This is a genomic window from Pseudomonas sp. BN102 (genome assembly GCF_029871245.1).
Lineage (GTDB): Bacteria > Pseudomonadota > Gammaproteobacteria > Pseudomonadales > Pseudomonadaceae > Metapseudomonas.
In genome coordinates, this window is sequence record NZ_SSON01000030.1 from 76,838 (window position 1) to 100,931 (window position 24,094).

Annotated in this window: 26 protein-coding genes; 14 read left to right on the forward strand and 12 right to left on the reverse strand. The window is 65.6% G+C overall.

What is annotated here, in order from left to right; all coding sequences use genetic code 11:
* Positions 1-43: 43 nt before the first annotated feature.
* Complete coding sequence (locus tag E8F12_RS04700; RefSeq protein WP_280324127.1) at positions 44-697, forward strand: HAD family hydrolase; 654 nt, start codon at positions 44-46, stop codon at positions 695-697.
* 89 nt (positions 698-786) lie between these two features.
* On the opposite strand, the gene E8F12_RS04705 is transcribed toward E8F12_RS04700, so the two are convergent.
* From E8F12_RS04705 to ilvA, 3 genes are all read right to left on the reverse strand, one after another.
* Positions 787-1,254: a DUF2269 family protein gene (locus E8F12_RS04705; RefSeq protein ID WP_280324128.1), complete on the reverse strand. Its 468-nt coding sequence runs from the start codon at positions 1,252-1,254 to the stop codon at positions 787-789.
* Between the two features lie 19 nt (positions 1,255-1,273).
* Positions 1,274-1,732: a DUF2269 family protein gene (locus tag E8F12_RS04710; protein WP_280324129.1), complete on the reverse strand. Its 459-nt coding sequence runs from the start codon at positions 1,730-1,732 to the stop codon at positions 1,274-1,276.
* Positions 1,733-1,796: 64 nt separating this feature from the next.
* Positions 1,797-3,311: a threonine ammonia-lyase, biosynthetic gene (gene ilvA, locus E8F12_RS04715; RefSeq protein WP_280324130.1), complete on the reverse strand. Its 1,515-nt coding sequence runs from the start codon at positions 3,309-3,311 to the stop codon at positions 1,797-1,799.
* A 132-nt stretch (positions 3,312-3,443) separates the two neighbouring features.
* On the opposite strand from ilvA, the gene rpiA reads away from it, so the two are divergent.
* Together rpiA and E8F12_RS04725 are read left to right on the forward strand one after the other, a co-directional pair.
* Positions 3,444-4,115, forward strand: coding sequence for a ribose-5-phosphate isomerase RpiA (gene rpiA / locus E8F12_RS04720; RefSeq protein WP_280324131.1), 672 nt, complete (start codon positions 3,444-3,446; stop codon positions 4,113-4,115).
* Positions 4,116-4,212: 97 nt separating this feature from the next.
* Entirely contained in the window at positions 4,213-4,545 is a 333-nt protein-coding gene (locus E8F12_RS04725; RefSeq protein ID WP_280324132.1) for a YegP family protein, read from the forward strand.
* Here E8F12_RS04725 and E8F12_RS04730 read toward each other — a convergent pair whose 3' ends face one another.
* Positions 4,546-5,469, reverse strand: a complete 924-nt coding sequence (locus tag E8F12_RS04730; RefSeq protein WP_280324133.1) for an SdiA-regulated domain-containing protein — start codon at positions 5,467-5,469, stop codon at positions 4,546-4,548. It abuts the gene before it with no gap.
* A 118-nt stretch (positions 5,470-5,587) separates the two neighbouring features.
* Between E8F12_RS04730 and E8F12_RS04735 the strand changes: the two genes are divergently transcribed.
* The 7 genes from E8F12_RS04735 (at position 5,588) to E8F12_RS04765 (ending at position 13,694) form a co-directional block, all read left to right on the forward strand.
* Entirely contained in the window at positions 5,588-6,604 is a 1,017-nt protein-coding gene (locus tag E8F12_RS04735; protein WP_280324134.1) for an AraC family transcriptional regulator, read from the forward strand.
* 305 nt (positions 6,605-6,909) lie between these two features.
* The gene (locus tag E8F12_RS04740) at positions 6,910-7,959 is read left to right on the forward strand and encodes an ABC transporter ATP-binding protein (RefSeq protein ID WP_280324135.1); all 1,050 of its coding nucleotides are present in this window, start codon (positions 6,910-6,912) and stop codon (positions 7,957-7,959) included.
* The gene (locus E8F12_RS04745; protein WP_280324136.1) at positions 7,956-8,870 is read left to right on the forward strand and encodes an ABC transporter permease; all 915 of its coding nucleotides are present in this window, start codon (positions 7,956-7,958) and stop codon (positions 8,868-8,870) included. Before E8F12_RS04740 ends, E8F12_RS04745 begins: the two co-directional genes overlap by 4 nt.
* On the forward strand, positions 8,867-9,655 hold the full coding sequence (locus tag E8F12_RS04750) for an ABC transporter permease (RefSeq protein ID WP_280324137.1): 789 nt from the start codon (positions 8,867-8,869) through the stop codon (positions 9,653-9,655). The genes E8F12_RS04745 and E8F12_RS04750 overlap by 4 nt, the downstream gene beginning before the upstream one ends.
* Positions 9,656-9,683: 28 nt before the next feature.
* A complete protein-coding gene (locus E8F12_RS04755) occupies positions 9,684-10,727 on the forward strand; it encodes an extracellular solute-binding protein (protein WP_280324138.1) in 1,044 nt (347 codons plus the stop codon).
* A 510-nt stretch (positions 10,728-11,237) separates the two neighbouring features.
* Positions 11,238-12,629 carry an APC family permease gene (locus E8F12_RS04760; protein WP_280324139.1) on the forward strand — a complete coding sequence of 464 codons (1,392 nt, stop codon included), beginning with the start codon at positions 11,238-11,240 and terminating at the stop codon, positions 12,627-12,629.
* A 33-nt stretch (positions 12,630-12,662) separates the two neighbouring features.
* The gene (locus tag E8F12_RS04765; protein WP_280324140.1) at positions 12,663-13,694 is read left to right on the forward strand and encodes a histone deacetylase family protein; all 1,032 of its coding nucleotides are present in this window, start codon (positions 12,663-12,665) and stop codon (positions 13,692-13,694) included.
* A gap of 155 nt (positions 13,695-13,849) precedes the next feature.
* Here E8F12_RS04765 and E8F12_RS04770 read toward each other — a convergent pair whose 3' ends face one another.
* The 4 genes from E8F12_RS04770 to E8F12_RS04785 all read right to left on the reverse strand — a co-directional run bounded on the left by E8F12_RS04770 (position 13,850) and on the right by E8F12_RS04785 (position 17,473).
* A complete protein-coding gene (locus E8F12_RS04770) occupies positions 13,850-14,197 on the reverse strand; it encodes a NirD/YgiW/YdeI family stress tolerance protein (RefSeq protein WP_280324141.1) in 348 nt (115 codons plus the stop codon).
* A 138-nt stretch (positions 14,198-14,335) separates the two neighbouring features.
* Positions 14,336-15,268: an SdiA-regulated domain-containing protein gene (locus tag E8F12_RS04775; protein ID WP_280324142.1), complete on the reverse strand. Its 933-nt coding sequence runs from the start codon at positions 15,266-15,268 to the stop codon at positions 14,336-14,338.
* Between the two features lie 86 nt (positions 15,269-15,354).
* The gene (locus E8F12_RS04780; protein ID WP_280324143.1) at positions 15,355-16,020 is read right to left on the reverse strand and encodes a fumarylacetoacetate hydrolase family protein; all 666 of its coding nucleotides are present in this window, start codon (positions 16,018-16,020) and stop codon (positions 15,355-15,357) included.
* Positions 16,021-16,081: 61 nt separating this feature from the next.
* The gene (locus E8F12_RS04785) at positions 16,082-17,473 is read right to left on the reverse strand and encodes an FAD-binding oxidoreductase (protein ID WP_280324144.1); all 1,392 of its coding nucleotides are present in this window, start codon (positions 17,471-17,473) and stop codon (positions 16,082-16,084) included.
* A gap of 187 nt (positions 17,474-17,660) precedes the next feature.
* Here E8F12_RS04785 and serA point away from each other — a divergent pair, with 187 nt between their 5' ends.
* Positions 17,661-18,890, forward strand: coding sequence for a phosphoglycerate dehydrogenase (serA, locus tag E8F12_RS04790; RefSeq protein ID WP_280289445.1), 1,230 nt, complete (start codon positions 17,661-17,663; stop codon positions 18,888-18,890).
* 203 nt (positions 18,891-19,093) lie between these two features.
* On the opposite strand, the gene E8F12_RS04795 is transcribed toward serA, so the two are convergent.
* Positions 19,094-19,525, reverse strand: coding sequence for a DUF4399 domain-containing protein (locus E8F12_RS04795; RefSeq protein ID WP_280324145.1), 432 nt, complete (start codon positions 19,523-19,525; stop codon positions 19,094-19,096).
* A 127-nt stretch (positions 19,526-19,652) separates the two neighbouring features.
* Between E8F12_RS04795 and E8F12_RS04800 the strand changes: the two genes are divergently transcribed.
* On the forward strand, positions 19,653-20,189 hold the full coding sequence (locus E8F12_RS04800; protein WP_280324146.1) for a transporter substrate-binding domain-containing protein: 537 nt from the start codon (positions 19,653-19,655) through the stop codon (positions 20,187-20,189).
* Positions 20,190-20,193: 4 nt separating this feature from the next.
* Here the strand turns inward: E8F12_RS04800 and E8F12_RS04805 are convergent, their stop codons facing one another.
* On the reverse strand, positions 20,194-20,685 hold the full coding sequence (locus E8F12_RS04805) for a DUF523 domain-containing protein (RefSeq protein ID WP_280324147.1): 492 nt from the start codon (positions 20,683-20,685) through the stop codon (positions 20,194-20,196).
* A gap of 224 nt (positions 20,686-20,909) precedes the next feature.
* On the opposite strand from E8F12_RS04805, the gene E8F12_RS04810 reads away from it, so the two are divergent.
* On the forward strand, positions 20,910-21,467 hold the full coding sequence (locus E8F12_RS04810) for a DUF6160 family protein (RefSeq protein WP_280324148.1): 558 nt from the start codon (positions 20,910-20,912) through the stop codon (positions 21,465-21,467).
* An 11-nt stretch (positions 21,468-21,478) separates the two neighbouring features.
* On the opposite strand, the gene E8F12_RS04815 is transcribed toward E8F12_RS04810, so the two are convergent.
* Positions 21,479-22,108, reverse strand: a complete 630-nt coding sequence (locus E8F12_RS04815) for a 2OG-Fe(II) oxygenase (RefSeq protein WP_280324149.1) — start codon at positions 22,106-22,108, stop codon at positions 21,479-21,481.
* A 193-nt stretch (positions 22,109-22,301) separates the two neighbouring features.
* On the opposite strand from E8F12_RS04815, the gene E8F12_RS04820 reads away from it, so the two are divergent.
* Positions 22,302-23,057 carry a hypothetical protein gene (locus E8F12_RS04820; protein WP_280324150.1) on the forward strand — a complete coding sequence of 252 codons (756 nt, stop codon included), beginning with the start codon at positions 22,302-22,304 and terminating at the stop codon, positions 23,055-23,057.
* A 39-nt stretch (positions 23,058-23,096) separates the two neighbouring features.
* Here E8F12_RS04820 and E8F12_RS04825 read toward each other — a convergent pair whose 3' ends face one another.
* The gene (locus tag E8F12_RS04825; RefSeq protein WP_280324151.1) at positions 23,097-24,038 is read right to left on the reverse strand and encodes an alpha/beta hydrolase; all 942 of its coding nucleotides are present in this window, start codon (positions 24,036-24,038) and stop codon (positions 23,097-23,099) included.
* Positions 24,039-24,094: the final 56 nt, after the last annotated feature.

Consider the following 24,094-nt stretch of genomic DNA (forward strand, 5'->3'; position numbering starts at 1 on the left):
CTATTCTGGCCACCTTCCGAAGCTCAGCAACAAGGTAAACGACGTGCGTTTGGCTCTTTTCGATCTCGACAACACCCTGCTGGCCGGCGATAGCGACCACGCCTGGGGCGACTACCTGTGCGAACGCGGCATCCTCGACGGGATCGCCTACAAGACCCGCAACGACGAGTTCTATCAGGACTACCTGGCCGGGCGCCTGAACATCCAGGACTACCTCAACTTCAGCCTGGAAATACTCGGCCGCACCGAAACACTGCAACTCGACCAGTGGCATCGCGAGTTCATGCGCGACTGCATCGAGCCCATCATCCTGGCCAAGGGCGAGGCGCTGCTGGCCGAGCACCGCGACGCCGGCGACAAGCTCCTGATCATCACCGCCACCAACCGTTTCGTCACCGGCCCCATCGCCAGGCGCCTGGGCGTCGAAACCCTGCTCGCCACCGAATGCGAGATGCAGGACGGGCGCTACACCGGCCGCACCACCGATGTGCCCTGCTTCCGCGAAGGCAAGGTGACCCGCCTCGCGCGCTGGCTCGAAGAAAGCGGCCTGAGCCTGGAGGACAGCAGCTTCTATAGCGACTCGCTGAACGACCTGCCGCTACTGGAGCAGGTGACTCGCCCGGTCGCGGTGGACCCGGACCCGAAACTGCGCGCCGAAGCGGAAAAGCGCGGCTGGCCGGTCATTTCCCTGCGCTAGGACATGACAGTAGGGTGCGCCATGTGTTCAGCCGGGGGACATAGGTAACGGGTGTCGGTGCGCACACACAGCGCACCCTCCGGTTGACCTTAGAGCGGCTTCCCCACCATCAGCGTATAGACCGCCGTTAGCAGGACCAGCGCCAGCACGGCCAGCCGCGAGTGCAATGCCACATGGCCGGCCGCTCGCGGCGCGAGGGGCGTGCCGTCACGCAGGGCTTGCCGCGCCAGGTTGCGGATGCGCACCTGCAGCCAGAGCAGTGGCAGCCAGCAAAACGCCGCCAGCAGGTAGAGCCCGGCGCTCCACAGCAGCCAGAGCTGCCCCAGCGGCCAGCCTGCTACCTTGGCCAGGACCAGGCCGCTCAGCGGCAATAGCAGGGCCGAACTGGCGACGAACCAGAGCTCCAGCCGAACCAGCGAGGCGAAGGTCGCGTCAATCTGCCGCAAATCGCCGCTTTTCCAGGCGCGCCGGGCGAAGAACAGCCCGCCCAGCGCCGTGCCGAAGAGCACGGCGGCCAGCAGGCCATGGGCGATCCTGAGCGACAGGTAGAAGGTCATGCCGGGAGCGGCAGCCGCATCAGAGCGGCTTGGCCAGCATCAGCGCCAGCACCGAAAGGAACAGCAGCAGGCCGACCAGGCCATAGGCGGCGCCGAACTTGAGGCTGCGCCGGACCTGGGCCGAGCCCGGCCCACCTTCGGCCTGGGCCTGCTCGCGCAGCCGTGACAGGCGGCCGAACAGCAGCAACCAGGCGATGCAGCCGAACAGGTAGAGGATGGCGCCGCCCAGCAGCCAGGTCTGCCCCAGGGGGAGGCCGGCCATGTCCACCATCCACCAGCCACTGACCGGCAGCGCCACGGCACTGAGAATCAGCAGCGGCACACCGAACAGGAGAATGCGCCGCAAGCTCAGGTCGACCAGCGCGACATCGCCAGCGCGAAAGTTGCGCCAGCCGTACCAGCCCAGCCCCGCCAGGCCGCCGAAGAACAGCAAGGTGGCCAGGCCGTGAAGGATTCTCAGCAGCAGGTAGTTTTCCATCGAACGCGTCCTTGTCAGCGTGTGCGGCTGAGTCAAAGCCTAGCAGCCGCGTTTTCCGGTGTTCTCAGCCGAGGAACAGTTGATAGGCCGGATTGCCGCTCTCATCCCAGTGCGGGTAGCCGATCTCCTCCAGGGCAGCGTGCACGAGTGCGCGCTCCTCGGCCGGCACCTGCAGGCCGGCGACCACTCGACCGTCGGCGGCGCCGTGGTTGCGGTAGTGGAACATGGTGATGTTCCAGCGCCCGCCGAGCTTGTTGAGGAAGTTGAACAGCGCCCCGGGGCGCTCGGGGAACTCGAAGCGGAACACCATCTCGTCACTGATGCGCACGGCATGGCCGCCGACCATGTGGCGGATATGCAGTTTGGCCAGCTCGTCGTCGGTCAGGTCGAGCACCGGGAAGCCCTGGCTGCGCAGGTTTTCCACCAACGCTGCGCGCGGGTCGGTGTCAGGGTGGGTCTGCACGCCGACGAAGATGTGCGCCTCGGCATCGGTGTTGTAGCGGTAATTGAACTCGGTGATCTGGCGCTTGCCGATGGCCTCGCAGAAGGCCTTGAAGCTGCCCGGCCGCTCGGGGATGGTGACAGCGATGATGGCTTCGCGCTTCTCGCCCAGCTCGGCGCGCTCGGCCACATGGCGCAGGCGGTCGAAGTTGATGTTGGCGCCGGAATCGATGGCTACCAGGGTCTGGTCGCGGGCGCCTTCGCGCTCCACGTAGCGCTTGATCCCGGCCACCGCGAGGGCGCCGGCCGGCTCGGTGATGGAGCGGGTGTCGTCGTAGATATCCTTGATCGCCGCGCAGATCTCGTCGGTGCTGACAGTGATGACCTCATCGACATGGCGCTTGCAGATATCGAAGGTGTGCTGGCCGATCTGGGCCACGGCGACGCCGTCGGCGAACAGCCCGACCTGGTTCAGCACCACACGTTCGCCGGCGGCCATGGCGGCCTGCAGGCAGTTGGAGTCGTCCGGCTCGACGCCGATTACCTTCACCTCGGGGCGCAGGTATTTGACGAAGGCGGCGATCCCGGCCACCAGGCCGCCGCCGCCCACCGGCACGAAGATGGCGTCCAGGCGGCCCGGGTGCTGGCGCAGGATCTCCATGGCCACGGTGCCCTGGCCGGCGATCACTTCCGGGTCGTCGTAGGGATGGATGTAGACGAAGCCCTTCTCTTCCACCAGCTTCAACGAATAGGCCAGGGCCTCGGGGAAGGCGTCGCCGTGCAGCACCACTTTGCCGCCGCGGGCGCGCACGCCCTGCACCTTGAGATCGGGGGTGGTGCGCGGCATCACGATGGTGGCCTTGATTCCCAGCTCGCGGGCCGCGAGGGCCACGCCCTGGGCATGGTTGCCGGCCGAGGCGGTGACCACGCCGCGGGCCAGTTCCTCGGGGGACAGCTGGGCAATCTTGTTGTAGGCGCCGCGAATCTTGAAGGAATAGACCGGCTGCAGGTCCTCGCGTTTGAGGAGGATCTGGTTGCCCAGGCGTTCGGTGAGCTGGCGGGCGGGCTGCAGGGGCGTTTCCACCGCGACGTCGTAAACGCGCGAGGTCAGGGTCTTCTTCACATATTCTTCGAGCATCTGGGCTTCACTGGCGGGCATTTCGCGGGATGGGCGGAGTCTACCCCAGGGATTCGTCGGGCGACCACATGGATTGCGGGCTTTAGCGGCTATAATCCGCGCCCTCGACACTCCTCCATTCGGACCCCCAGCATGACCCAGGACCAGCTCAAGCAGGCCGTTGCCCAGGCCGCCATCGACTTCATCCTCCCCAGGCTCGATGAGAAGAGCATCGTTGGCGTAGGCACCGGCTCCACCGCGAATTTCTTCATCGATCTGCTGGCCAAGCACAAGATGGCCTTCGATGGCGCCGTGGCCAGCTCCGAAGCTACCGCCCAGCGCCTGAAGGGCCACGGCATCCCGGTGTACGACCTGAATAGCGTCAGCGACCTCGAGTTCTATGTGGACGGCGCTGACGAGAGCAACGAGCGTCTCGAACTGATCAAGGGCGGCGGCGCCGCGCTGACCCGCGAGAAGATAGTCGCGGCCGTGGCCAAGACCTTCATCTGCATCGCCGACGAGAGCAAGCTGGTGCCGCTGCTCGGCGCCTTCCCGCTGCCGGTGGAAGTCATCCCCATGGCCCGCAGCCACGTGGCCCGCCAGCTGGTGAAGCTGGGCGGCGACCCGGTCTACCGCGAAGGCGTGCTGACCGACAACGGCAACATCATCCTCGACGTGCACAACATGCTCATCGACAGCCCGGTACAACTGGAAGCGCAGATCAACAACATCGTCGGCGTAGTCACCAACGGCCTGTTCGCCGCCCGCCCGGCCGACCTGCTGCTGCTCGGCACCAAGGACGGCGTGAAGAGCATCAGCCTCTGACGCTGCCTGCCTCCCGGCTTTGCGGAAAACGTCTAGATTTTATGGCTACGGCGCCACATGCGGCGCCGTCTTCCGCCACAGAATCAGGAGAAACCCCATGGCCGGGAAATTCCATTTGAAGAAGGCCAACGATGGCCAGTTCCACTTCAACCTGAACGCCGGCAACGGCGAGACCATCCTCACCAGCGAACTGTACAAGGCCAAGGATTCCGCCTTGAACGGCATCGACTCGGTGCGCAAGAACGCCATTCGCGAAGGCGCCTTCGAAAGCAAGACCGCCAGCAACGGCAAGTTCTACTTCGTGCTCAAGGCCGGCAACGGCCAGGTCATCGGCCAGAGCCAGATGTACGCCAGCGCCGACAGCGCCATCGCGGGCATCCAGTCGGTGAAGAACAATGCCCCGAACGCCACCCTCGACGACGACAGCTGATCAGTCGCGGGGCTGTTTGCGGAACGCGTAGAACAGGTTCGGCTCGCTGACCAGGTAGAGGTTCCCCTCGTTGTCCATGGCCACCCCCTCGGCCTGCGGCACCGCGCGCTGCAGGCCATGCATGCCGCGCAGCAGCGACAGGGTGCTGATCGGCCGGCCATCGGCGTTCAGCTCCAGCACCAGCCTGGATTCGTCCGACAGCGCCAGCAGGTGGCCGCTGCGGTCGTCGTATTGCAGGCTGGAGAGGTCGCGAAGGAAGAGCCGGGCATCGCGTTTGGGATCGTCCACCACATGCACGGCGAACGGCTTGTCCGGGTTGGTGTGGGGGAAGCCGTGGATCTCGTAGATACGCACCGGATCGCGCTCCTTGGCCACGAACAGCCGTTGCCCGGCCGTGTCGTAGGCCAGCCCCTCGAAGCCCTTGTTGCCGGAAAGGCCAATGCTCAGGGACAGCTGCTGGGCTTCGTCGGCATCGATGGACGTGGTGTTCTCATCCAGGCGCACCTTGATCAGGCGCTGCAGGCGCTCGTCGGTGATGACGTAGACGCCCTTGCTGATGTACTCGATGGCCTCGGGATCGCCGAAGCCCACCAGCGGGATGCGGCGAATCAGGTGGCCGTCCAGGGACAGCTCGATGAGCTCCGGGCGCTGGTTGGTGACGGTGAAGAGACTGTGGCGGTCCGGATCATAGGTCAGGGCGGAAACATCGTCCGACAGGCCTTCGATGGGTTTGGCCTCGATGACTACCTGGTAGTCGGGCAGCCAGATGGAACGCTCCCGCCACTCCGACGCATGGCGCCATTCTTGCAGGTTGAAGAAGCCCCGCTCGAACAACCGGAACTGCTGGGCGGCGACGCCAAGCAGCACCAGCACCAGGAGCAGGAGAGCGACGACCAGCCGCCACGGGGTCAGAAGTGAACGCATCGACAGGGACTCAGGAGATCAGGGCGCGACGAGGATACAGAGCGCGCGGGACTTCTACCTGAATTGAAGCTTAACACCCGGAAACCGGACATCTCGGGCGTTACAAAAGGGGACGGAAATGGCCACTGCACTGCTACCGGAAGAGCGCGCGCTCACCACCTTGCATACCATTGCCCTGGCGGTGGCGACTCTGGCCAGCAGCGGCATTCCCCGCGAGTGCCTGCTGGAGGGAAGCGGCGTCGCTTGCGCCGACCTCGATACCCCCGACAAGCTGATCAGCCATGCCCAGGAACTGCGCGTCTTCGCCAATGCCCTGACCTGCACCCAGGACCCGGCCCTCGGCCTGTCCCTCGGCCTGCGCATGCATGTCTCAGCCTACGGCATCCTCGGCTACACCATGCTCGCCAGCCGCACCCTGCGCGATGCCCTGACCCTGGCCCTGGGTCATTCGGCACTGCTCGGCACCTACTTCAAGCTGAGCCTGGAAGAGGACGGAGAAGAGGCGCGCCTGGTGGCCGGTGGCTACCGCTACGCACCGGAACTGACGGTATTCAACAGCGAGCTCTGCCTGACATCGCTGCTGACCGTGGTGAAGGACCTTCTGGGCATGGCCATAGGCCCGACGCGGGTCTGCCTGTCCTACCGACCACCGCTGCATGCCGCCGGCTACGAACAGCTGCTGGGTTGCCCGGTGGAATTCGGCGCCTCGCGCAATGCCCTCTGCTTCGACGCCGGGCTGCTCGACCACTCCCTGCCCCTGGCAGACCCGGTGACCTGCCACTATGGCCTGCAGCAATGCCTGAAACTGGACGCCCAGCTCAACAGCCGCCACGACGTGCTCGACCAGATCCGTCAGCACCTGGCCGGCAACCTGCGCGAGGCCCGCGACCTGGACAGCGTGGCGCGCCAGCTGCACCGGTCCGAGCGAACCCTGCGCCGCCACCTGCAGCAGCTGAACACCAGCTTCCAGCGCCTGTTGGACGAAGTGCGCTACGACAAGGCGCGCCAGCTGCTGACCCAGACCGACCTGCCCATCTACCTGATCGCCGAGCAGTTGGGCTACAGCGAGACCGCCAGCTTCCGCCACGCCTTCCAGCGCTGGAGCGGGCAGTCGCCGAGCCTGTATCGGCGCTAGCCATCTCCCCGAACTGCTCTTCTGTGGGGGCGATTTCAATCGCTGAGCAGACCGCAGGTCTGCCCATCGACACTCCAAGGGGCAGCTTCGCTGCCCTTAGCGAATGAATTCGCCCCCACAGGTGTTTCCCGTCCTCTCTGCAAACTTCACCACGGTTTACAACTTGGCCGAAAATATCTCCTTTTGACCTGATCTATCGTTCTGCACCTACTAGGCTGCTGACAGAATCGGGATAAACAAGGGCCGCTTCACCAGCAGAAAAATAAAAGCCCAATAAAAACAAATCCTTAGAGCTTGTGATCAGCATGACCAGCGCGATCAGTGTCGACCGTGTTTGCATGGAGTTCGGTGATCCGGGGCAGGGCGTGAAGGCCCTCGACGATGTTTCCCTGGAAATCCGCGCCAACGAGTTCTTCACCCTCCTCGGCCCGTCCGGCTGTGGCAAGACCACCCTGTTGCGGCTCATCGCCGGCTTCGAGCAGCCCAGCTCGGGGGCCATCCGCCTCTATGGCGAGCCCATGCAGGGCCTGCCGCCGTTCCGCAGGCCGGTCAACACCGTGTTCCAGAGCTACGCCCTGTTCCCCCATATGACGGTGGCGCAGAACATCGCCTTCGGCCTGGAAATGCGCGGCCTGGCCCGCGACGAGATCGAGCGCACGGTGCAGCGCATGCTGGAGCTGGTGAAGCTGCCGGACGTCGGCCGGCGCCGCGCCGACCAGCTCTCCGGCGGCCAGCAACAGCGCATCGCCCTGGCCCGCGCCCTGGCCAACCAGCCCAAGGTGCTGCTGCTCGACGAATCCCTCTCGGCGCTCGACCAGAAGCTGCGCAAGGACATGCAGATCGAACTCAAGCGCCTGCAGCACGAGACCGGCATCACCTTCATCTTTGTCACCCACGACCAGGAAGAAGCCCTGACGATGTCCGACCGCATCGCGGTCATGAACCGTGGCCGCATCCTCCAGGTCGGCACGCCGACGGAAATCTACGAGGCGCCGCTGAACCGCACGGTGGCGGACTTCATCGGCGAGACCAACTTCCTCGAGGGCGAGGCCCTGGAGCGTGGCGTGCTGCTGCCCGACGGCCAACTGCTCAGCGCCTTCAGCCCCAGGCGCGGCGCCGTCACCTTGGCGATCCGCCCGGAACGCACCAGCCTCGACGAGCAGGGCAACCTCGCCGGCGAAGTCGAGAACGTGGTCTATGTCGGCACCGACACCGTCTACCACCTCACAATCGCCGGGCAGAGCGGCTTCCGCGTGCGCCAGCAGAATCGCAACGGCGCACTGAACGCCTACGCCGCCGGCGAGAAGGTGCGGGTGCAGGTGCCCAGCGAAGCCATCCGGGTCCTGGCCGAATGAGCACCCTGCGCGCCCAGGCTGAACGCCGCCAGCTGCGCCGGCGCCTGCTGCTCACCAGCCCGGCCATGCTCGCCCTGCTGGTGTTCCTGGTGCTGCCGCTGGGGATCATGTTCCTGGTCTCGGTGCTCGCACCCGGCGACTACGGCGGCGTGAAGTGGGACCAGTACTCGCTGGAGGCCTACATCAACTTCCTCTACGAGCGCGACCTGGACGATAGCCTGGTGTTCAATACCGACTACCTGCAGATCTTCCAGCGTTCCTTCTGGCTCTCGGTACTGACCACCTTCGGCTGCCTGCTGATCGGCTTCCCCACCGCGCTCTACCTGGCGCTGCAAAGCGAGCGCAAACGCAACCTGCTGCTGTTCCTGGTCACAGTACCCTTCTGGACCAACCTGCTGGTGCGGGTCTACGCCTGGATTCTGTTGCTGCGCAACGGCGGCCTGGTGGACAGCGGCCTCGGCGTGTTCGGCCTCTCCGACGGCGCGCTGGGCCTGCTCTACACGGATGTGGCAGTGGTGATCGGCCTGCTCTACACCTTCCTGCCCTTCATGGTGCTGCCCATCTACACCAGCCTGGAGAAACTCGACTGGCGCCTGGTGGAAGCGGCCTTCGACCTGGGCGCCAACCGCTTCCAGGCCCTGCGCCGGGTGATCGTGCCGCTGGCCATGCCGGGCATAGTGGCCGGCGCCATCCTGGTGTTCATCCCCTCGCTCGGCAACTACATCATCCCCGAGCTGCTGGGGGGCGGTAAGGCGCTGATGATAGGCAACCTTATCCAGCTGCAGTTCGGCGCCTCGCACAACTGGCCGCTGGGCGCGGCGCTGTCCTTCGCCCTGCTCGGTTTCGTGCTGCTGGCGATGCTCCTCTACAGCCTGCGCTTCAAGCAGCCCACCGCCGGGGGCCACCCATGAACCTGCACAACCCGCTCTGGCGCTTCACCGGCGTACGCCCCACCGCCTGGCTGTTCTTCGCCTTCCTCTATGTACCGATCCTGGTGCTGGTGGCGCTGAGCTTCAACGGCGGACAGTCGGCGACCATCTGGGAGAGCTTCAGCCTCAAGTGGTACGCGGTGGTGGCCAACGACCCGGAGATCGTCCGCGCGGCGAAGAACTCGCTGATAGTCGCCACCTTCGCCACCCTGATCGCCACCTCCCTGGCCACCCTCGCGGCGCTCGGCATGCGCGGCCGCGCCTTTCGTGGCCAGACGCTGATGAACGGGGTGCTCGGCCTGCCGCTGCTGGTGCCGGAGATCGTCACGGCGGTGGCCACCCTGATGTTCTTCGCCTTCATCGGCCTGAAGCTCTCGCTCTTCACCATCCTCATCGCCCACGTGGTGTTCTGCATCCCCTTCGCCTACCTGCCGATCCGCGCCCGGCTGGAAGGCATGGACCCGCGTCTGGCCGAAGCCGCCGCCGACCTCTATGCCTCCCCCTGGAAGGCCTTCTGGAAGGTGACCTTCCCGCTGCTGACGCCCGGCATCCTGTCCGGCGCCATGCTCGCCTTCATCATCTCGATGGACGACTTCGTCATCACCTACTTCGTCGCCGGGGCCGGCGCCACCACCCTGCCGGTGTACATCTTCAGCTCGATACGGATGGGCATTTCGCCGAAGATCAACGCCATCTCCTCGATAATCCTCGTGATTTCAATAGCCTTCGTTGCATTGTCCTACTACGTCGGGCAGCGCAAGCGCTGACCCGCCACGACCAGCAAGGAGCTTGACCATGACCCGTCGTACACCGCTCGCGCTTGCCATCCTGCTTGCCACCGGCCTGGCCGGTTCCGCCCAGGCTGCAGGCACCCTGCATTTCGCCAACTGGTCGGACTACTACCCGCCGGAGCTGTTGAAGAAGTTCGAGCAGGACACCGGCATCAAGGCCACCCTGGACGCCTACGACAGCAACGAGACCCTGCTGGCCAAGCTCAAGGCCGGCGGTGGCGCCTATGACGTGGTGGTGCCGTCGGACAGTTTCATCCAGATCATGGCCGGCGACGGCCTGTTGCAGAAGCTGGACAAGAGCAAGCTGCCCAACCTGAAGAACCTCAAGCCCAACTTCCAGACCCTGGGCTTCGACCCCGGCCACGACTACAGCGTGCCCTACCTCTGGGGCACCACCGGCTACAGCTACGACAGCAAGCAGGTGCCCGGCGGCAAGCTGGACGAGAGCTGGAAGCCCTTCTTCGCGCCGCCGGCCGAGCTGAAGGGCAAGGTGGTGGCGCTGAACTCGATCGAAGACCTGTACATCGCCGCGTCCCACTACCTGTCCATCGACCAGTGCACCGAGGACCCGAAGGACGCGAAGAAGATCCAGGACCTGCTGCTGGCGCAAAAACCGCTGCTCGCCATGTACAACAGCGATGGCACCATCGAGCGCATGGCCGCCGGCGAAGTGGCCATGCACCAGCAGTGGAACGGCGCATTCCACCGCGCCCACGCCCAGCGCGACAGCCTGGTCTACGTCTATCCGAAGGAAGGCATCCACGTCTTCATCGATAACCTGGTGATCCCTAAGGACGCGGTGAACGTCAAGGAAGCCCACGCCTTCATCAACTGGATGATGCTGCCGGAGAACATCGCCGCCGCCTCCAACTTCGCCAAGTACAACAACGCCATCGAGGGCTCGGACAAGTTCATGGAGAAGGAGCTGTTCGACGACCCGGCCATCAACACCCCGCAAGACAAGCTGGGCCGCCTCAAGACCTTCAAGCTCTGCTCGCCCAAGGCCCTGAACCTGCGCAGCAAGGTGTGGACCAAGCTGAAGAAATAATCAGGGAGCTTGCGAAACCCATCTAACCATCGCTGATGGGTTTCGCTTCGCTCTAGCGGAACGCCGCCCGCCACATCCACAAAGCCGACCAGACCCAGAAGGGTGCGCCGCGCGCACCAGCCGGATCGCGCGGAAATCACGGTGCGCACGGCGCACCCTACCCCATCAACCGGCCATTGAAGTTGGCCATCTTGATCCCTTTTTGACCCTTTGCGGGGTTCTGCCCCCGGTATTCCACTGACAGAATCGAAGCGCATGCAACTAGCGGGCGCCCCACAGACGGGTGCCGATCCAACAAGAACAATGGCTAGAGAGATATGAAGATGTCCCGTGCGCTTGCGCTTCACACCGTTCTTCCTCCGTCCTTCCAGCGGACACCCCGCCTCCACCCTGACTGACTGCCCGCGCACAGCCGGATGCGCACCGGACCCGGCATCGCACGCGCAAGGATGGCTCGCACCGCGACCCAGGCGCCGCCCAGCGGCGCGCAGTAAACCGGAGAGAAGAACAATGGCTACCCCTTCCACCAGCCTCGATATCAGCACCTGCCTGCCCAACGACTACACCCACAGCGCCCAGGGCACGGCCCTGCGGCGGATACTCGGACTGCCCGCCCTGGTGTTCTTCGGCCTGGTCTACATGGTGCCGCTGACCATCTTCACCACCTACGGCGTGGTCACCGAGATGACCGGCGGGCGCACTGCCCCGGCCTACCTGGTCACCCTGCTGGCGATGATCTTCACCGCCCTGTCCTACAGCTTCATGGTCCGCCGCTACCCCATCGCCGGTTCGGCCTACTCCTACACCAGCCTGAGCTTCGGCCCCGGTGTCGGCTTTCTCGCCGGCTGGTCGCTGCTGCTGGATTACCTCTTCCTGCCGATGATCAACTACCTGGTGATCGGCCTGTTCCTCAACATCGCCTTTCCCGAGGTGCCGGCCTGGGTCTTCGTGGTCGCCTCCATCGGGCTGGTGACGGTGCTGAACATCCTCGGCATCGGCTCGGTGTCGGGCATGAGCAACCTGATCGTCATCGCCCAGTTGGTCTTCGTCGCGGTGTTCCTGGCCATGGCCGGCAAGAGCCTGCTCGGCGCGCCCATCGACTTCAGCGCACCCTTCCTCGGCGATGGCAGCCAGCCTGGCCTGGTGCCGCTGATGGCCGGGGCCGCGGTGCTCTGCCTGTCCTTCCTCGGTTTCGACGCCGTGTCCACTCTGGCCGAGGAGGCGCGCGATCCGAAGCGCGACATCCCCCGCGCCATCGTGATCACCACCCTCATCGCCGGCGTGTTGTTCTTCGTCCTGGCACTGGTCGCCCAACTGGTGTTCCCCGGCAGCAGCTTCAAGGACGTGGATGCCGCAGCCAACGAGGTGATGCTGACCGTCGGCGGCCAGTTCCTCGCCGCCTTCTTCACCGCCACCTACGTCGCCGGCGCGGCGGGTTCGGCGCTGGCGTCCCAGGCTTCGGTGTCGCGCATCCTCTACAGCATGGGCCGCGACGGCATCCTGCCGCGCCGCCTGTTCGGCACCCTGTCCCGGCGTTTCAAGACGCCCACCATCGCCATCCTGATCGTCTCCCTGGTGTCGCTGCTGGCGGTGGTCATCGACCTCGCCACCCTGGCATCGATGATCAGCTTCGGTGCCCTGGTCGCCTTCTCCGCGGTGAACCTGGCGGTGATCCGCACCTACCTGTTCGACGGCCGCCCGCACACACCCTTCGACCTGCTGCGCTACGGCCTGGTCCCGCTGATCGGCTTCGCCCTGATCGCCTGGCTCTGGACCAGCCTGTCGGCCCTGACCCTGGCCATCGGCCTGGGCTGGTTCGCCGTGGGCCTGGCCTATCTCGCCGTGCAGACCGGCGGCTTCCGCCGCAAGGCGCCGCAGGTGCAGTTTTCCGAATACGAATGAACCCGCTGACCCGCTAGCCGAAAGGAGACGCTGATGCTGACGATCTATACCGACGACCACCACCTGCACCACGGCAAGCACGAACTGATCGGTGGCCAGTTCACCCCCTGCTTCGAGAAACCGAGCCGCGCCGACATGGTGCTGGACCGCGCCAAGGCGGTGAAGCTGGGCGCCATCCAGGCACCCACCGACTTCGGCCTGTCGCCTATCCTGCGGGTGCACAGCGAAGGCTTCGTCAACTTCCTGAAGCACGCCTGGAGCGACTGGCAGGCCAAGGGCCGCAGCCACGACATGCTGCCCATCGCCTGGCCGACCCGGCGCCTGCGCCAGGTGGAACCCACCGATATCGACGGCCGCCTCGGCTACTACTCCTTCGACGCCGGCGCGCCCATCACCGCCGGCACCTGGCAGGCCATCACCAGTTCGGCCAACGTCGCACTCTCCGGCCAGGCCGAGCTGCGCAAGGGCGCCCGTGGCGTGTTCTCCCTGTGCCGCCCGCCGGGCCACCACGCCGCCGCCGACTACATGGGCGGCTACTGTTACCTGAACAACGCGGCCATCGCCGTGCAGGCCATGCTGGACGCCGGCGCCAAACGCATCGCGGTGCTGGACGTGGACTACCACCACGGCAACGGCACCCAGGACATCTTCTACGACCGCGCCGACGTGCTCTTCACCTCGATCCACGGCGACCCGCGCTTCGAATACCCCTACTTCCTCGGCTTCGCCGACGAAAAGGGCGTGGGCGCCGGGGCCGGGTTCAACTTCAACTACCCGCTGGCCGAGTGCAGCGACTGGGCAGTGTGGAGCCTGGCGCTCGCCGACGCCTGCCGGCAGATCGCCGAGTACGCCCCGGACGCGCTGGTGGTGTCGCTGGGGGTGGATACCTTCAAGGAGGACCCCATCTCGCAGTTCAAGCTGGACAGCCCGGACTACCTGCGCATGGGCGAGATTATCGGCAAGCTCGGCCTGCAGACGCTGTTCGTGATGGAGGGGGGTTACGCGGTGGAGGAGATCGGCATCAACGCGATCAATGTGCTGCAGGGGTTCGAGAGCGTGGCGTAAGGCGCGAGGTTGGGGGGCACAAACTGGCTCCCTCTCCTCTTCAGGGAGAGGGCTGGGGAGAGGGGAACAGAGTCCATCTCAGCATCGCGGCCAATCCAATCGACCGGCCCTCTCCCCCAGCCCCTCTCCCGCAAGCGGGAGAGGGGAGTTATCAATCAATTCACCCGCTCAACGAACTCCACATCCACCTCGCGGCCCATCAGGTCGCGGTCCACGTCGCCGGTCAGCTTGACGGTGTCCTTTTCGCCGATGGTCTGCGGCGGCCAGTCCTCATCGTCGATTTCCACCTTCATGGTGCCGGTGGCGTCCTTGAACTCGTAGATATCGCCATTCACGCGGCGGACGATCTGGCCCTGCAGCACCACCTGGGCGTCGTCGGCGGCTTCGAGGGCGGCAGCGACTGTGTTGATCTGGGCAGTAGCGCCCGGGCCGGTGTAGCTGCTGGCCAGGACGGCGGTGGAGAACAGCGGAGCGGCCAGCAGGGCGAGGTATTTGGCTTTCATGGTGATGATCCCGTTTCGTCGTGAAGATGGGATCAGGCTAGGGCCGCTGGCTGAATCCAGGCTTAAAAGCGCCTTAAGCGAAGCTTAACGGCGAAGCCGTCCCTTCCGCGACGCACTTCGCCCTACGGAGCCCCTATCTCAGCCGTTGTCGGCGCTGGCTACCAGGTCCTTGCGGAACACGTAGAACAGGTTCGGCTCGCTGACGACGTAGATATTGCCACTCTCGTCCATGGCCACGCCTTCGGCGCGCGGGATGTTGCGGTCCAGGCCGTTGAGGCCGCCCATCAGGCTGATGAAGCTGACCGGCTGGCCCTGTTCGTCCAGCTCCAGCAGCAGGTTGGATTGCGCCGAAAGCACCAGGATATGCCCGGTGCGCGGGTCGATGCTGAGGGCCGAGAGGTTGCGCATACCCAGGCCGTAGCTGGGCAGCGGGCGCAGGGCGGCGCCCAGGCCCTGGTTGCCGTCGCTGCCGAGGCTGAACATGGCAGTAGGGCCACGCTCCTTGCCCAGCAGCAGGCGACTCTGGACCGGGTCCCAGGCGATGCCTTCGAAGCCCTTGTTGCCGGAGTCGGGGAAGCCCAGGTCGAACTCGGGCACGCTGTCTGCGCTCAGCTCGCGGGTTTCCGGGTCCAGTTCGAAGATCGACAGGGTCCGCCGGCGCTCGTCGGTCACCGCCACGTGGCCGCCTTCCAGTACCGCCACGCCTTCGGGGTTGGAGAACCCCTTCAGCGGAATTCTGCGCAGCACCTCGCCGTCGCGGCTCAGCTCCACCAGGGTCGGCGACTTGCCGGTCACGGTGAACAGGGTTCCAGTGACGGGGTTGTAGGCGAGGTCGGAGGTCTCGTCGTTTTCCAGACCGGCCAGGGGCTTGCCCTGCAGGACGGCCTTGTAACCCGGCAGCCAGATGCTGGCGGCGCGCTGCTCCTGGCTCAGCTGTTGCTCGCCGAACCAGACCAGGGCGCGGTCATCCCAGTGCATGTAGCGGGTCAGCGCGGTGGCACCGGCGAGCACGGCGGCCAGTCCCAGCAGCAGTCGGCGGCGGCGAATGAGCGGCAAGAGGCGGAATGGCATCAGCTATGACTCGATGAAGGAAGCAGGCAAGAGATAGCAAAATGCCATGAAAGTTCCGTGAAAGGCCGCGCCGCTGGTCGGCTGGATCAGATGACCCGGCTTTCGAAGGCGCTGTGGCCCACCAGTTCCAGCACCAGCTCGTCGCCCGCATTCAGCGGGCCGACGCCCACCGGGGTGCCGGTGAGGATGACATCGCCCGGCTGCAGGCTGAAGTGCCCGGCCATGTGCTGGATCAGCGGCAGGATGGGGTTGAGCATGTCGCGGCTGTTGCCGTCCTGGCGCACCTCGCCATTGATGGTCAGACGGATGCCGACGTCGTCCAGCTGTTCCGGCGCATCGCCCGGAACGAAGGGCGCCAGCACGCAGGCGCCGTCGAAGGACTTGGAGATTTCCCAGGGCAGCCCCTTCTCCTTCAGCTTCGCCTGCACGTCGCGCAGCGTCAGGTCCAGGGCGGGAGCAAAACCGGAGATGGCATCGCGCACTTCCTCTTCATCCGGATGGCGCGACAGCGGCTTGCCGATCAGCACGGCGATTTCCGCTTCGTAGTGCACCGCGCCACGATCCTGGGGAATGCTGAAACCGCCGACCAGCGGCACCACGCAGGAACCCGGCTTGATGAACAGCAGGGGCTCGGTGGGCACGGGGTTGCTCAGCTCCTTGGCGTGCTCGGCGTAGTTGCGGCCGACGCAGACCACCTTGCCCAGGGAAAAATGGATCGGGGTGCCATCGACATACTGGTGCTGGTAGCTCATTGACCGACTCCTGAACGGTTCCATGCGAAACAGGCGGTGGATAGCTCCACCGCCGGCCTGCTCAGTTGAAAATCTTCCCGGGGTTCATGATGCCGTTGGGATCGAAGACTGCCTTGATCGCCTTCATCACCGCGATCTCCGGCTCCGAACGGCTGTAGCCGAGGTAGTCGCGCTTGGTCATGCCCACGCCGTGCTCGGCGGAGATGGAGCCGTTGTACTTCTCGACGGTCTCGAACACCCACTTGTTCACGGTGGCGCACTTGGCGAAAAACTCGTCCTTGGACAGGTTTTCCGGCTTGAGGATGTTCAGGTGCAGGTTGCCGTCGCCGATGTGGCCAAACCAGACCACTTCGAAGTCCGGGTAGTTGGCTTCGACGATGGCGTCGATGTCGTGCAGGAAGGCCGGCACCTTGGAAACCGTGACCGAAATGTCGTTCTTGTACGGCGTCCAGTGGGAGATGGTCTCGGAGATGTACTCGCGCAGCTTCCAGAGATTCTGCAGCTGCTGCTCGCTCTGGCTCATCACGCCATCCAGCACCCAGCCCTGCTCGACGCAGTGCTCGAAGGTGGCCAGGGCGTCGTTGGCGATCTCCTCGCTGGCGGCTTCGAACTCCAGCAATGCATAGAAGGGGCACTCGGTCTCGAAGGGCGCCGGCACGTCGCCACGGGCCAGGACCTTGGCCATGGCCTTGTCGGAGAAGAATTCAAAGGCGGTGAGATCCAGCATGCTCTGGAAGGCGTGCAGCACCGGCATGATGGAGTCCAGGTCGGGCGAGCCGAGGACCATGGCGGTGAGATTCTTCGGCGCGCGATCCAGGCGCATGGTGGCCTCGACCACGAAGCCCAGGGTGCCTTCCGCGCCAATGAACAGCTGGCGCAGGTCGTAGCCAGTGGCGTTCTTGATCAGGTCCTTGTTCAGCTCCAGCAAGTCGCCGGCGCCGGTGACCACCTTGATGCCGGCGACCCAGTTACGGGTCATGCCGTAGCGAATCACCTTGATCCCGCCGGCATTGGTGCCGATGTTGCCGCCAATCTGGCTGGAGCCGGCGGAGGCGAAGTCCACCGGGTAGTACAGGCCCTTGTCCTCGGCGAAGTTCTGCAGCTGCTCGGTGACTACGCCCGGCTGGCAGACGACGGTGCGGTCGAACTCGTTGAACTCGAGGATCTGGTTCATGTAGTCGAAGGCGACCACCACCTCGCCATTGGCCGCCACGGCCGCGGCGGAAAGGCCGGTGCGGCCGCCCGAGGGCACCAGCGCCACCTTGTGCTGGTTTGCCCAGCGGACGATGGCCTGCACCTGCTCGATGCTCTTGGGGAAGACGATGGCGCTGGGCGCAGGGGCGAAATGCTTGGTCCAGTCCTTGCCGTAGGCCTCCAGGGATGCGGCGTCGGTCAGTACCTTGCCGGGTTCAACCAGGGTCTTCAGCTCTTCGATCAGGGCAGCGTTGGTCATCAGCGGAACTCTCAAATCATTCATGGTCGCCCTGAGAACGATTCAGGTCGCAACCGAGCAAGGAAAAAGGAGTTCATGCTAGCATACGCACCCCGCGAATCGTGCTCTCCAGGCGATTTTCCGGGTAGCAGCCCGCTTCCCCCACGGCCCGCTTCTGTCATTTTTACCGGGATACATAGGTACGCAGATGAGCAAGACCTCTCTCGAAAAGAGCAAGATCAAGTTCCTTCTCCTCGAAGGCGTCCACCAGAACGCCGTGGACACCCTGAAGGCCGCCGGTTACACGAACATCGAGTACCTCAAGGGCGCCCTCTCGGGTGACGAACTGAAGGAAAAGATCGCCGACGCCCACTTCATCGGCATCCGCTCGCGCACCCAGCTCACCGAAGAGGTGTTCGACTGCGCCAAGAAGCTCATCGCTGTCGGCTGCTTCTGCATCGGCACCAACCAGGTCAACCTGGCCGCCGCCCGCGAACGCGGCATCGCGGTGTTCAACGCGCCCTACTCCAACACCCGCTCGGTAGCCGAGCTGGTCCTGGCCGAGGCCATCCTGCTGCTGCGCGGCATTCCGGAGAAGAACGCCTCCTGCCACCGCGGCGGCTGGATCAAGTCCGCAGCCAACTCCTTCGAGATCCGCGGCAAGAAGCTCGGTATCGTCGGCTACGGCTCTATCGGCACCCAGCTGTCGGTACTGGCCGAGGCCCTCGGCATGCAGGTGTTCTTCTATGACACCGTGACCAAGCTGCCGCTGGGCAACGCCACCCAGGTGGGCAACCTGCACGAGCTGCTGGGCATGTCCGACATCGTCTCCCTGCACGTGCCCGAGCTGCCGTCCACCCAGTGGATGATGGGCGAGAAGGAAATCCGCGCGATCAAGAAGGGCGGCATCCTGATCAACGCCGCACGCGGCACCGTGGTGAAGCTGGACGCCCTGGCCGAAGCCATCAAGGACGAACACCTGATCGGCGCTGCCATTGACGTGTTCCCGGTCGAGCCCAAGTCCAACGACGAGGAGTTCGAGAGCCCGCTGCGTGGCCTGGATCGCGTGATCCTGACCCCGCACATCGGCGGTTCCACCGCCGAGGCCCAGGCCAACATCGGCCTGGAAGTGGCCGAGAAGCTGGTCAAGTACAGCGACAACGGCACCTCGGTGTCCTCGGTCAACTTCCCCGAAGTGGCGCTGCCGTCCCACCCGGGCAAGCACCGCCTGCTGCACATCCACCAGAACGTGCCGGGCGTGATGAGCGAGATCAACAAGGTGTTCGCCGACAACGGCATCAACATCTCCGGCCAGTACCTGCAAACCGACGAGAAGGTCGGCTACGTCGTAATCGACGTCGACGCCGAGTACTCGGACCTGGCGCTGGAGAAGCTGCAGCACGTGAACGGCACCATCCGCAGCCGCGTACTGTTCTAAGCAAGGGCTGCTGCGCGTCGGCGATACTGCGTTGGAAACAGCCTCGGAGTGCTCATTTACAGTCGTAAACTCCGCGCTCCTCGGCTGTTATTCCGCTTCGCTGCGTTTCGCCTTGTCTCGCTCTAGCTCGCGAGCCCTTGGAAGGCAACTGCTGGATATGAAAAAGGGAGGCCTCGGCCTCCCTTTTTCTTTTCCGCACGTCTTTACTGGACGATCACCGTGATCCTTTCCGAGATCACCGGCGCATCCAGCGGCACGTGGTTCCTATCGCCTACCAGCAATTGCAGGCTGTGCTTGCCGGGCGGCAGCGTCAGCTGGGTTTCCGTCTGGCCCTTGCCGAAGTGGCGGATGCCGTCGGTCATGGGCAGCGGCATGTCCATCGCCGGCTGCTCGCCCTGGTCGATCAGCAGGTGGTGGTGGCCGGTGGCGGGCGCATCGACGCCAGCCGGCGCGACACCCATGCCCTTGAGGCCGAACTTGATGGTGAAGGTCTGGCCGACGGTGGCGCCGTCAGCCGGTTCGATGAAGTACACCTGCGCGCCTTCGGGCGCCGGGGTACGCGGAATGGCCGCCAGGGTGGCGGAAGCGGCACCGAGCAGCAGGGCGCCAAGGCTCAGGCAAGACAAAGTCCTCATGACACTTCTCCATGTTTTTGTGAGCCAGACACCAGACCTTATGCAACCAGATAGGTTCATCTGCTGTCCGAGCAAGACGTTTCACCCGCGCCCGCCGAAGAACCCATAACGAAACGAGGAAGTCCCCATGCGTTTGCTGTACTGCCTGCCCGCCCTGTTCGCCCTGCTGAGCCCCCTGGCCCAGGCCGAACTGCTCGACGATATCTGGGAACGCGGCAGCCTGCGCATCGCCCTGGCGGACAACAGCCCGCCCTACAGCTACCGCGCGGACGGCAAGCTGACTGGCTTCGAGGTGGAGGTGGGCCGGGCCCTGGCGGCGGCGCTGAATGTCGATGCGGAATTTGTGGTGGAAGAGGACGGCAAGCTGCTCGACGGCCTCAAGGCCGGACGCTACGACATCGCCCTGGACCAGTTCGCGGCGCCGGCCCAGGGTCGGGACGGGCTGGAGTTCAGCGAACCCTATGCCTTCCCTCTGGCCGAGGCCGAAGGCGATAACGGCGTCGCCCAGCCCATGGCGATTCCCTTCCAGCAAGGCAGCCCGGCCTTCCGCGACACCCTCAACCGCGCCCTGGACAAGCTCAGGACCGACGGCCAGCTGGGCGCCCTCTCCGAGCAATGGCTGGGTAAGGACCTCAGTCAGCCGCCGGCGGCCGCCTCGCGCTGACCCTTCAGAGGCCGTCCAGTTCGGCCAGGCGCGCCGCCGCCTCGGCCAGCTCTTCCTCACTGAACACTTCGACACCCGCGCGGCGCAAGGCCGCCGCGGTCACGCCCTCGCCGGCAACCCGGGTGCCGCTGAAACTGCCGTCATAGTTCTCGCGGTTGCCGCAGGACGGGCTGCGCGCCTTGAGCAGGGCGATGCGGATGCCGTGGGCGGCCACCAGCTCCAGGGCAATGCGCGCCCCGGCGACGAACTCGGCGGTGACATCCTCGCCGTCGTCGGTGAGCACCGGCAGCTCCCCATCCAGCACGCCGGCGCCGCGGCCGCCGGAAATCTCCGCCGGCGCCCGTGGCGTCGGCAGGCCGCCAGCCACCTCGGGACAGAGCGGCACGATACGGCCTTCGGCCTGCCAGCGCTCCAGCAGGCCGAACGGTCCATGGGCGCCGCCGTCGTAACGCACCCGCTGCCCCAGGAGGCAACGGCTGACCAGGATCTTCTGCATCTTCATCTCCTCACAGGGCGCCGCAAGCAGTCACCCCGGGTAATACGGCGGGCGCCGGCGTCGACCGCGCCCCGATCGAAGGTAGGGCAGCAGGCCGGCAATTGCCAAGCCGTTCGCGGCGCGGCCCGCCACCCCCCCATCCTTAGGCGGGAAGCGCCGCGCGCCACTGGCCGCCTCCCGCGCCACGCTCCAGACTCAGCGAGCCAACCGCACAGGAGCGTGCCATGCCCATAACAACAATCGACCTCCGCCTTGCCCTGGCCTGCTGCATCGCGCTGCTCAGCGGTCCCGGCCAGGCCGCCCTGGAATCCCTGGATAACCAGGCGCTGAGCCAGGTCACTGGCCAATCCGGGATCAACCTGCGCCTGGACGTGATGGCTCGCATCGACAGCCTGAGCTGGAACGACGACGGCGGCAGCCTGTCGCTGCGCAACATCCGCATCGACAATGGCTGCGGCAAGCCTGGCGACTGCCCCAATGGCAGCGGCGGCAGCTTCGCCCTGGGTCCGGCGCAACTGGGTCTGACCGTGCCGATACTCGGCGTCGACCAGCCGACCCTGAAGCTCGACGTGACAAAATCCGCCTCCGGCACCCAGCAGGTACGCCTGGAGCTGCCGGACCTCACCACCATCAACGACCAGCTCCTGGGCAGCGGCATTCCAGCCCAACGCATCCGCGTGCGGGTCGGCGCCGACATGCACATTGGCGACAGCCGCATCGGCAGCCTGGAAATCCGCGATATCACCGACCTGCGCGGCACCTTCAAGGTCTGGGGCCACTGAGGCCCGCCGGATCAGAGCGGACCGCTACCGCGGCGGCGGAACCAGCCGGTCAGGGACAGGCGCTCGCGGCTGGCCGGCAGTACCTCGTGGGGCAGTTCGGCGGACAGGAACACCACCAGGCTGCCGCCCTCGGGCAGCACGTCTCGTTCGCCTTGCTCCAGATACAGGCGCAGGGCGCCGCCTTGCGCCGGCTGCCAGTCGGCGTTCAGGTAGGCCACCACCGACACCGCACGACGATCGTCGTCGCGGAAGCGGTCCAGGTGCTTCTGGTAGAAGGCACCCGGGGGATACAGGGCGAAGTGGCACTCGAAGTCTTCCAGCCCCAGAAAGAGTTCTCGGTTGAGCCGCTGGCGCAGCTCGTCCATCAGATCCAGGTAGGCATCGCTGGTGGCCGACTGGCCGCGCTCCAGCCAGTGGATACTATCGCCACGCACCCCCTCACGAATCTGCTGGCCCTCGCCACGCCCCACGGAGGCCGGCTCCAGGCTCCCGGCGGCGGCACGAGCCCGGCACTCCCCGGCCAGGGCGGCGGTGAGTTCGGCGGACATGGCCAGGCGCTGATGGGACCAGCCTTGGCTGGCCAGGTCGTCGACGATCGGAGCAAGTTGTGGGAAATCGGCGGGGGCATTCATGCTGCGCATTCTACCAGTGCGTAGGATTGTTCCCACATGAATTGAGGCCGTTTCCGAAGCCTCGACAATAAAGCCCGAGTCCGCTGAGAATAGCCGCACGCTCAACCCCGCCCTGCCCGCCCGCCACCGCTTTCCCCCGCCGAACCGATGCCGTCCGAGTGGGTCCGATACGAACAGCGGACTGCATCACCAAGGAGACTCCATGCGCCTGCTCTTCGCCGTCACCCTCCTGCTCTTCGGCCTGCCGGCCCTGGCCGACGACCATGCCAGCCTTTACCAGGCGGCCGGATGGCCGGAACAGCGGGCGCATTTCAATGATGCCCTCACGGCAGCCCAGCAGCGCTACCAGCAGACCCTGCCGCCGGCGGTCTACCAGGCGCTGGTGGAGAACAGCAATCGTCGCTTCCAGCCCCAGGCCATCGACCAGCGCGCCCAGACCGCCCTGCGCGGCCAGCTCAACGACCCGCGCCCGGCCCTGACGTTCTTCCAGTCGCCGCTGGGACGCAAGATCATCGCCGCTGAAACCCTGGCCACCCGCCGTGACCAGTTGGCGAAGCACGCCAATGGCTTGCCGCGCATCGAAGCGGATGCCACCCGCCGGCTGCTGATTCGCCACCTCGCCCAGGCCATCCCGGCGCGCGAAGCCGGTGCCGAAGTCAGCCTGGCCCTGGCCGGTGTCGCCGCGGACAGCCTGAGCCAGATGCTTCCCGGCCTGCTCGGTGGCGGGCAGGCCCAGGGCATGATCGACGGCCAGCGTCAGCGCCTGATGGAGCAGATCGGCAACGACCTGGACAACACCCTGCTCTATGTCTATCGCGATCTGTCCGATCCGGAGCTGGAAGAGTTCGTCACCTTCGCCGAGTCGGCTGACGGCAAGGCCTATTACCAGGCCGCCCTGGCCGCCGTGCGCGCCGGCCTCGCAGTGGGCCAGGACGCGTCCGCACAGCAGGGCCTCTGAGCCGTCGCGCAACGACTCCGCCTCTCCGCGGCCTGGGCATTACCCCAGCCTTTCCCGCAGGAATCCGAAAAACCGCTCCCTGTAGGCCGGCACCTCGTTCACCAGATGGTGCCCGGCCCCATCCAGCATCAGCACCTCGGGCCGATCGAACTTGTCGGCCAGCACTCCGAGGTTGTGCTTCCAGTCCACCGTCATGTCGCCATCGCCCTGGATCACCAGCGGCCGACGGCTGCAGCGCGGCGCGGATTCGATGCGCGGCACCCAGCGCGCCAGCGCACCGACCCAGGCGGTGGGCAGGGTCTGCGGTTGCAGGGGGTCATGGTGTTGGACGAACTCGATGAACTCGGCGTCGCTCGAGTTGACGCTGAAGCGCCGCGGAATGCCTTCGACAAAGGGCCGCAGCAGCCGGTAGCTGAACTTCGACCAGCCCCAGGCGCGCGGTCGCACCAGCGGCGCGAAAAGCAGGGTTTCGCCCAGCCCCGGGCGCGGCGTGCCGGTCAGCAGGTAGTCCAGCAGGATGGCGCCACCGGTGCTCTGCCCGGCCAGGTGCCAGGGCTGCGGCAGCTCCAGGGCCGCGGCCTCGCCCAGCAGGGCTTCGAGGGCGGCCTGGTACTCGGCGAAGTCGCCGATGCTGGCCCGCGCGCCACTGGATAGGCCGTGGCCGGGCAGGTCGCAGGCGATCACCGCGAAGCCCATGCCCAACGCCCAGTCCACCAGGTGCCCATAGAGGCCCATGTGGTCGTAGTAGCCGTGCAGCATCACCAGGCTGGCGCGCGGCTCGGGCGGCAGCCAGAGCTGGGTGGCCAAGGTATGGCCAGCCGCCTCGACGCAGCCCAGGCGGGTCGAAAGACCCGGGTAGCGCGCGGAGAAGTCCATCCGGTAGAACGCGCGATAACTCTGCGCCAGCCTCAGGTCGGGGGCGCCTGCGGCCAAGGGTCGCAACAGCGAGCGCAGGAGATCGGGCTGGAAGTGGTCTGGCATCGGGCTTTCCCTGGGTGAAGCGTGAATATCCACAGGACCGCCTGGGTCCCTGGCCG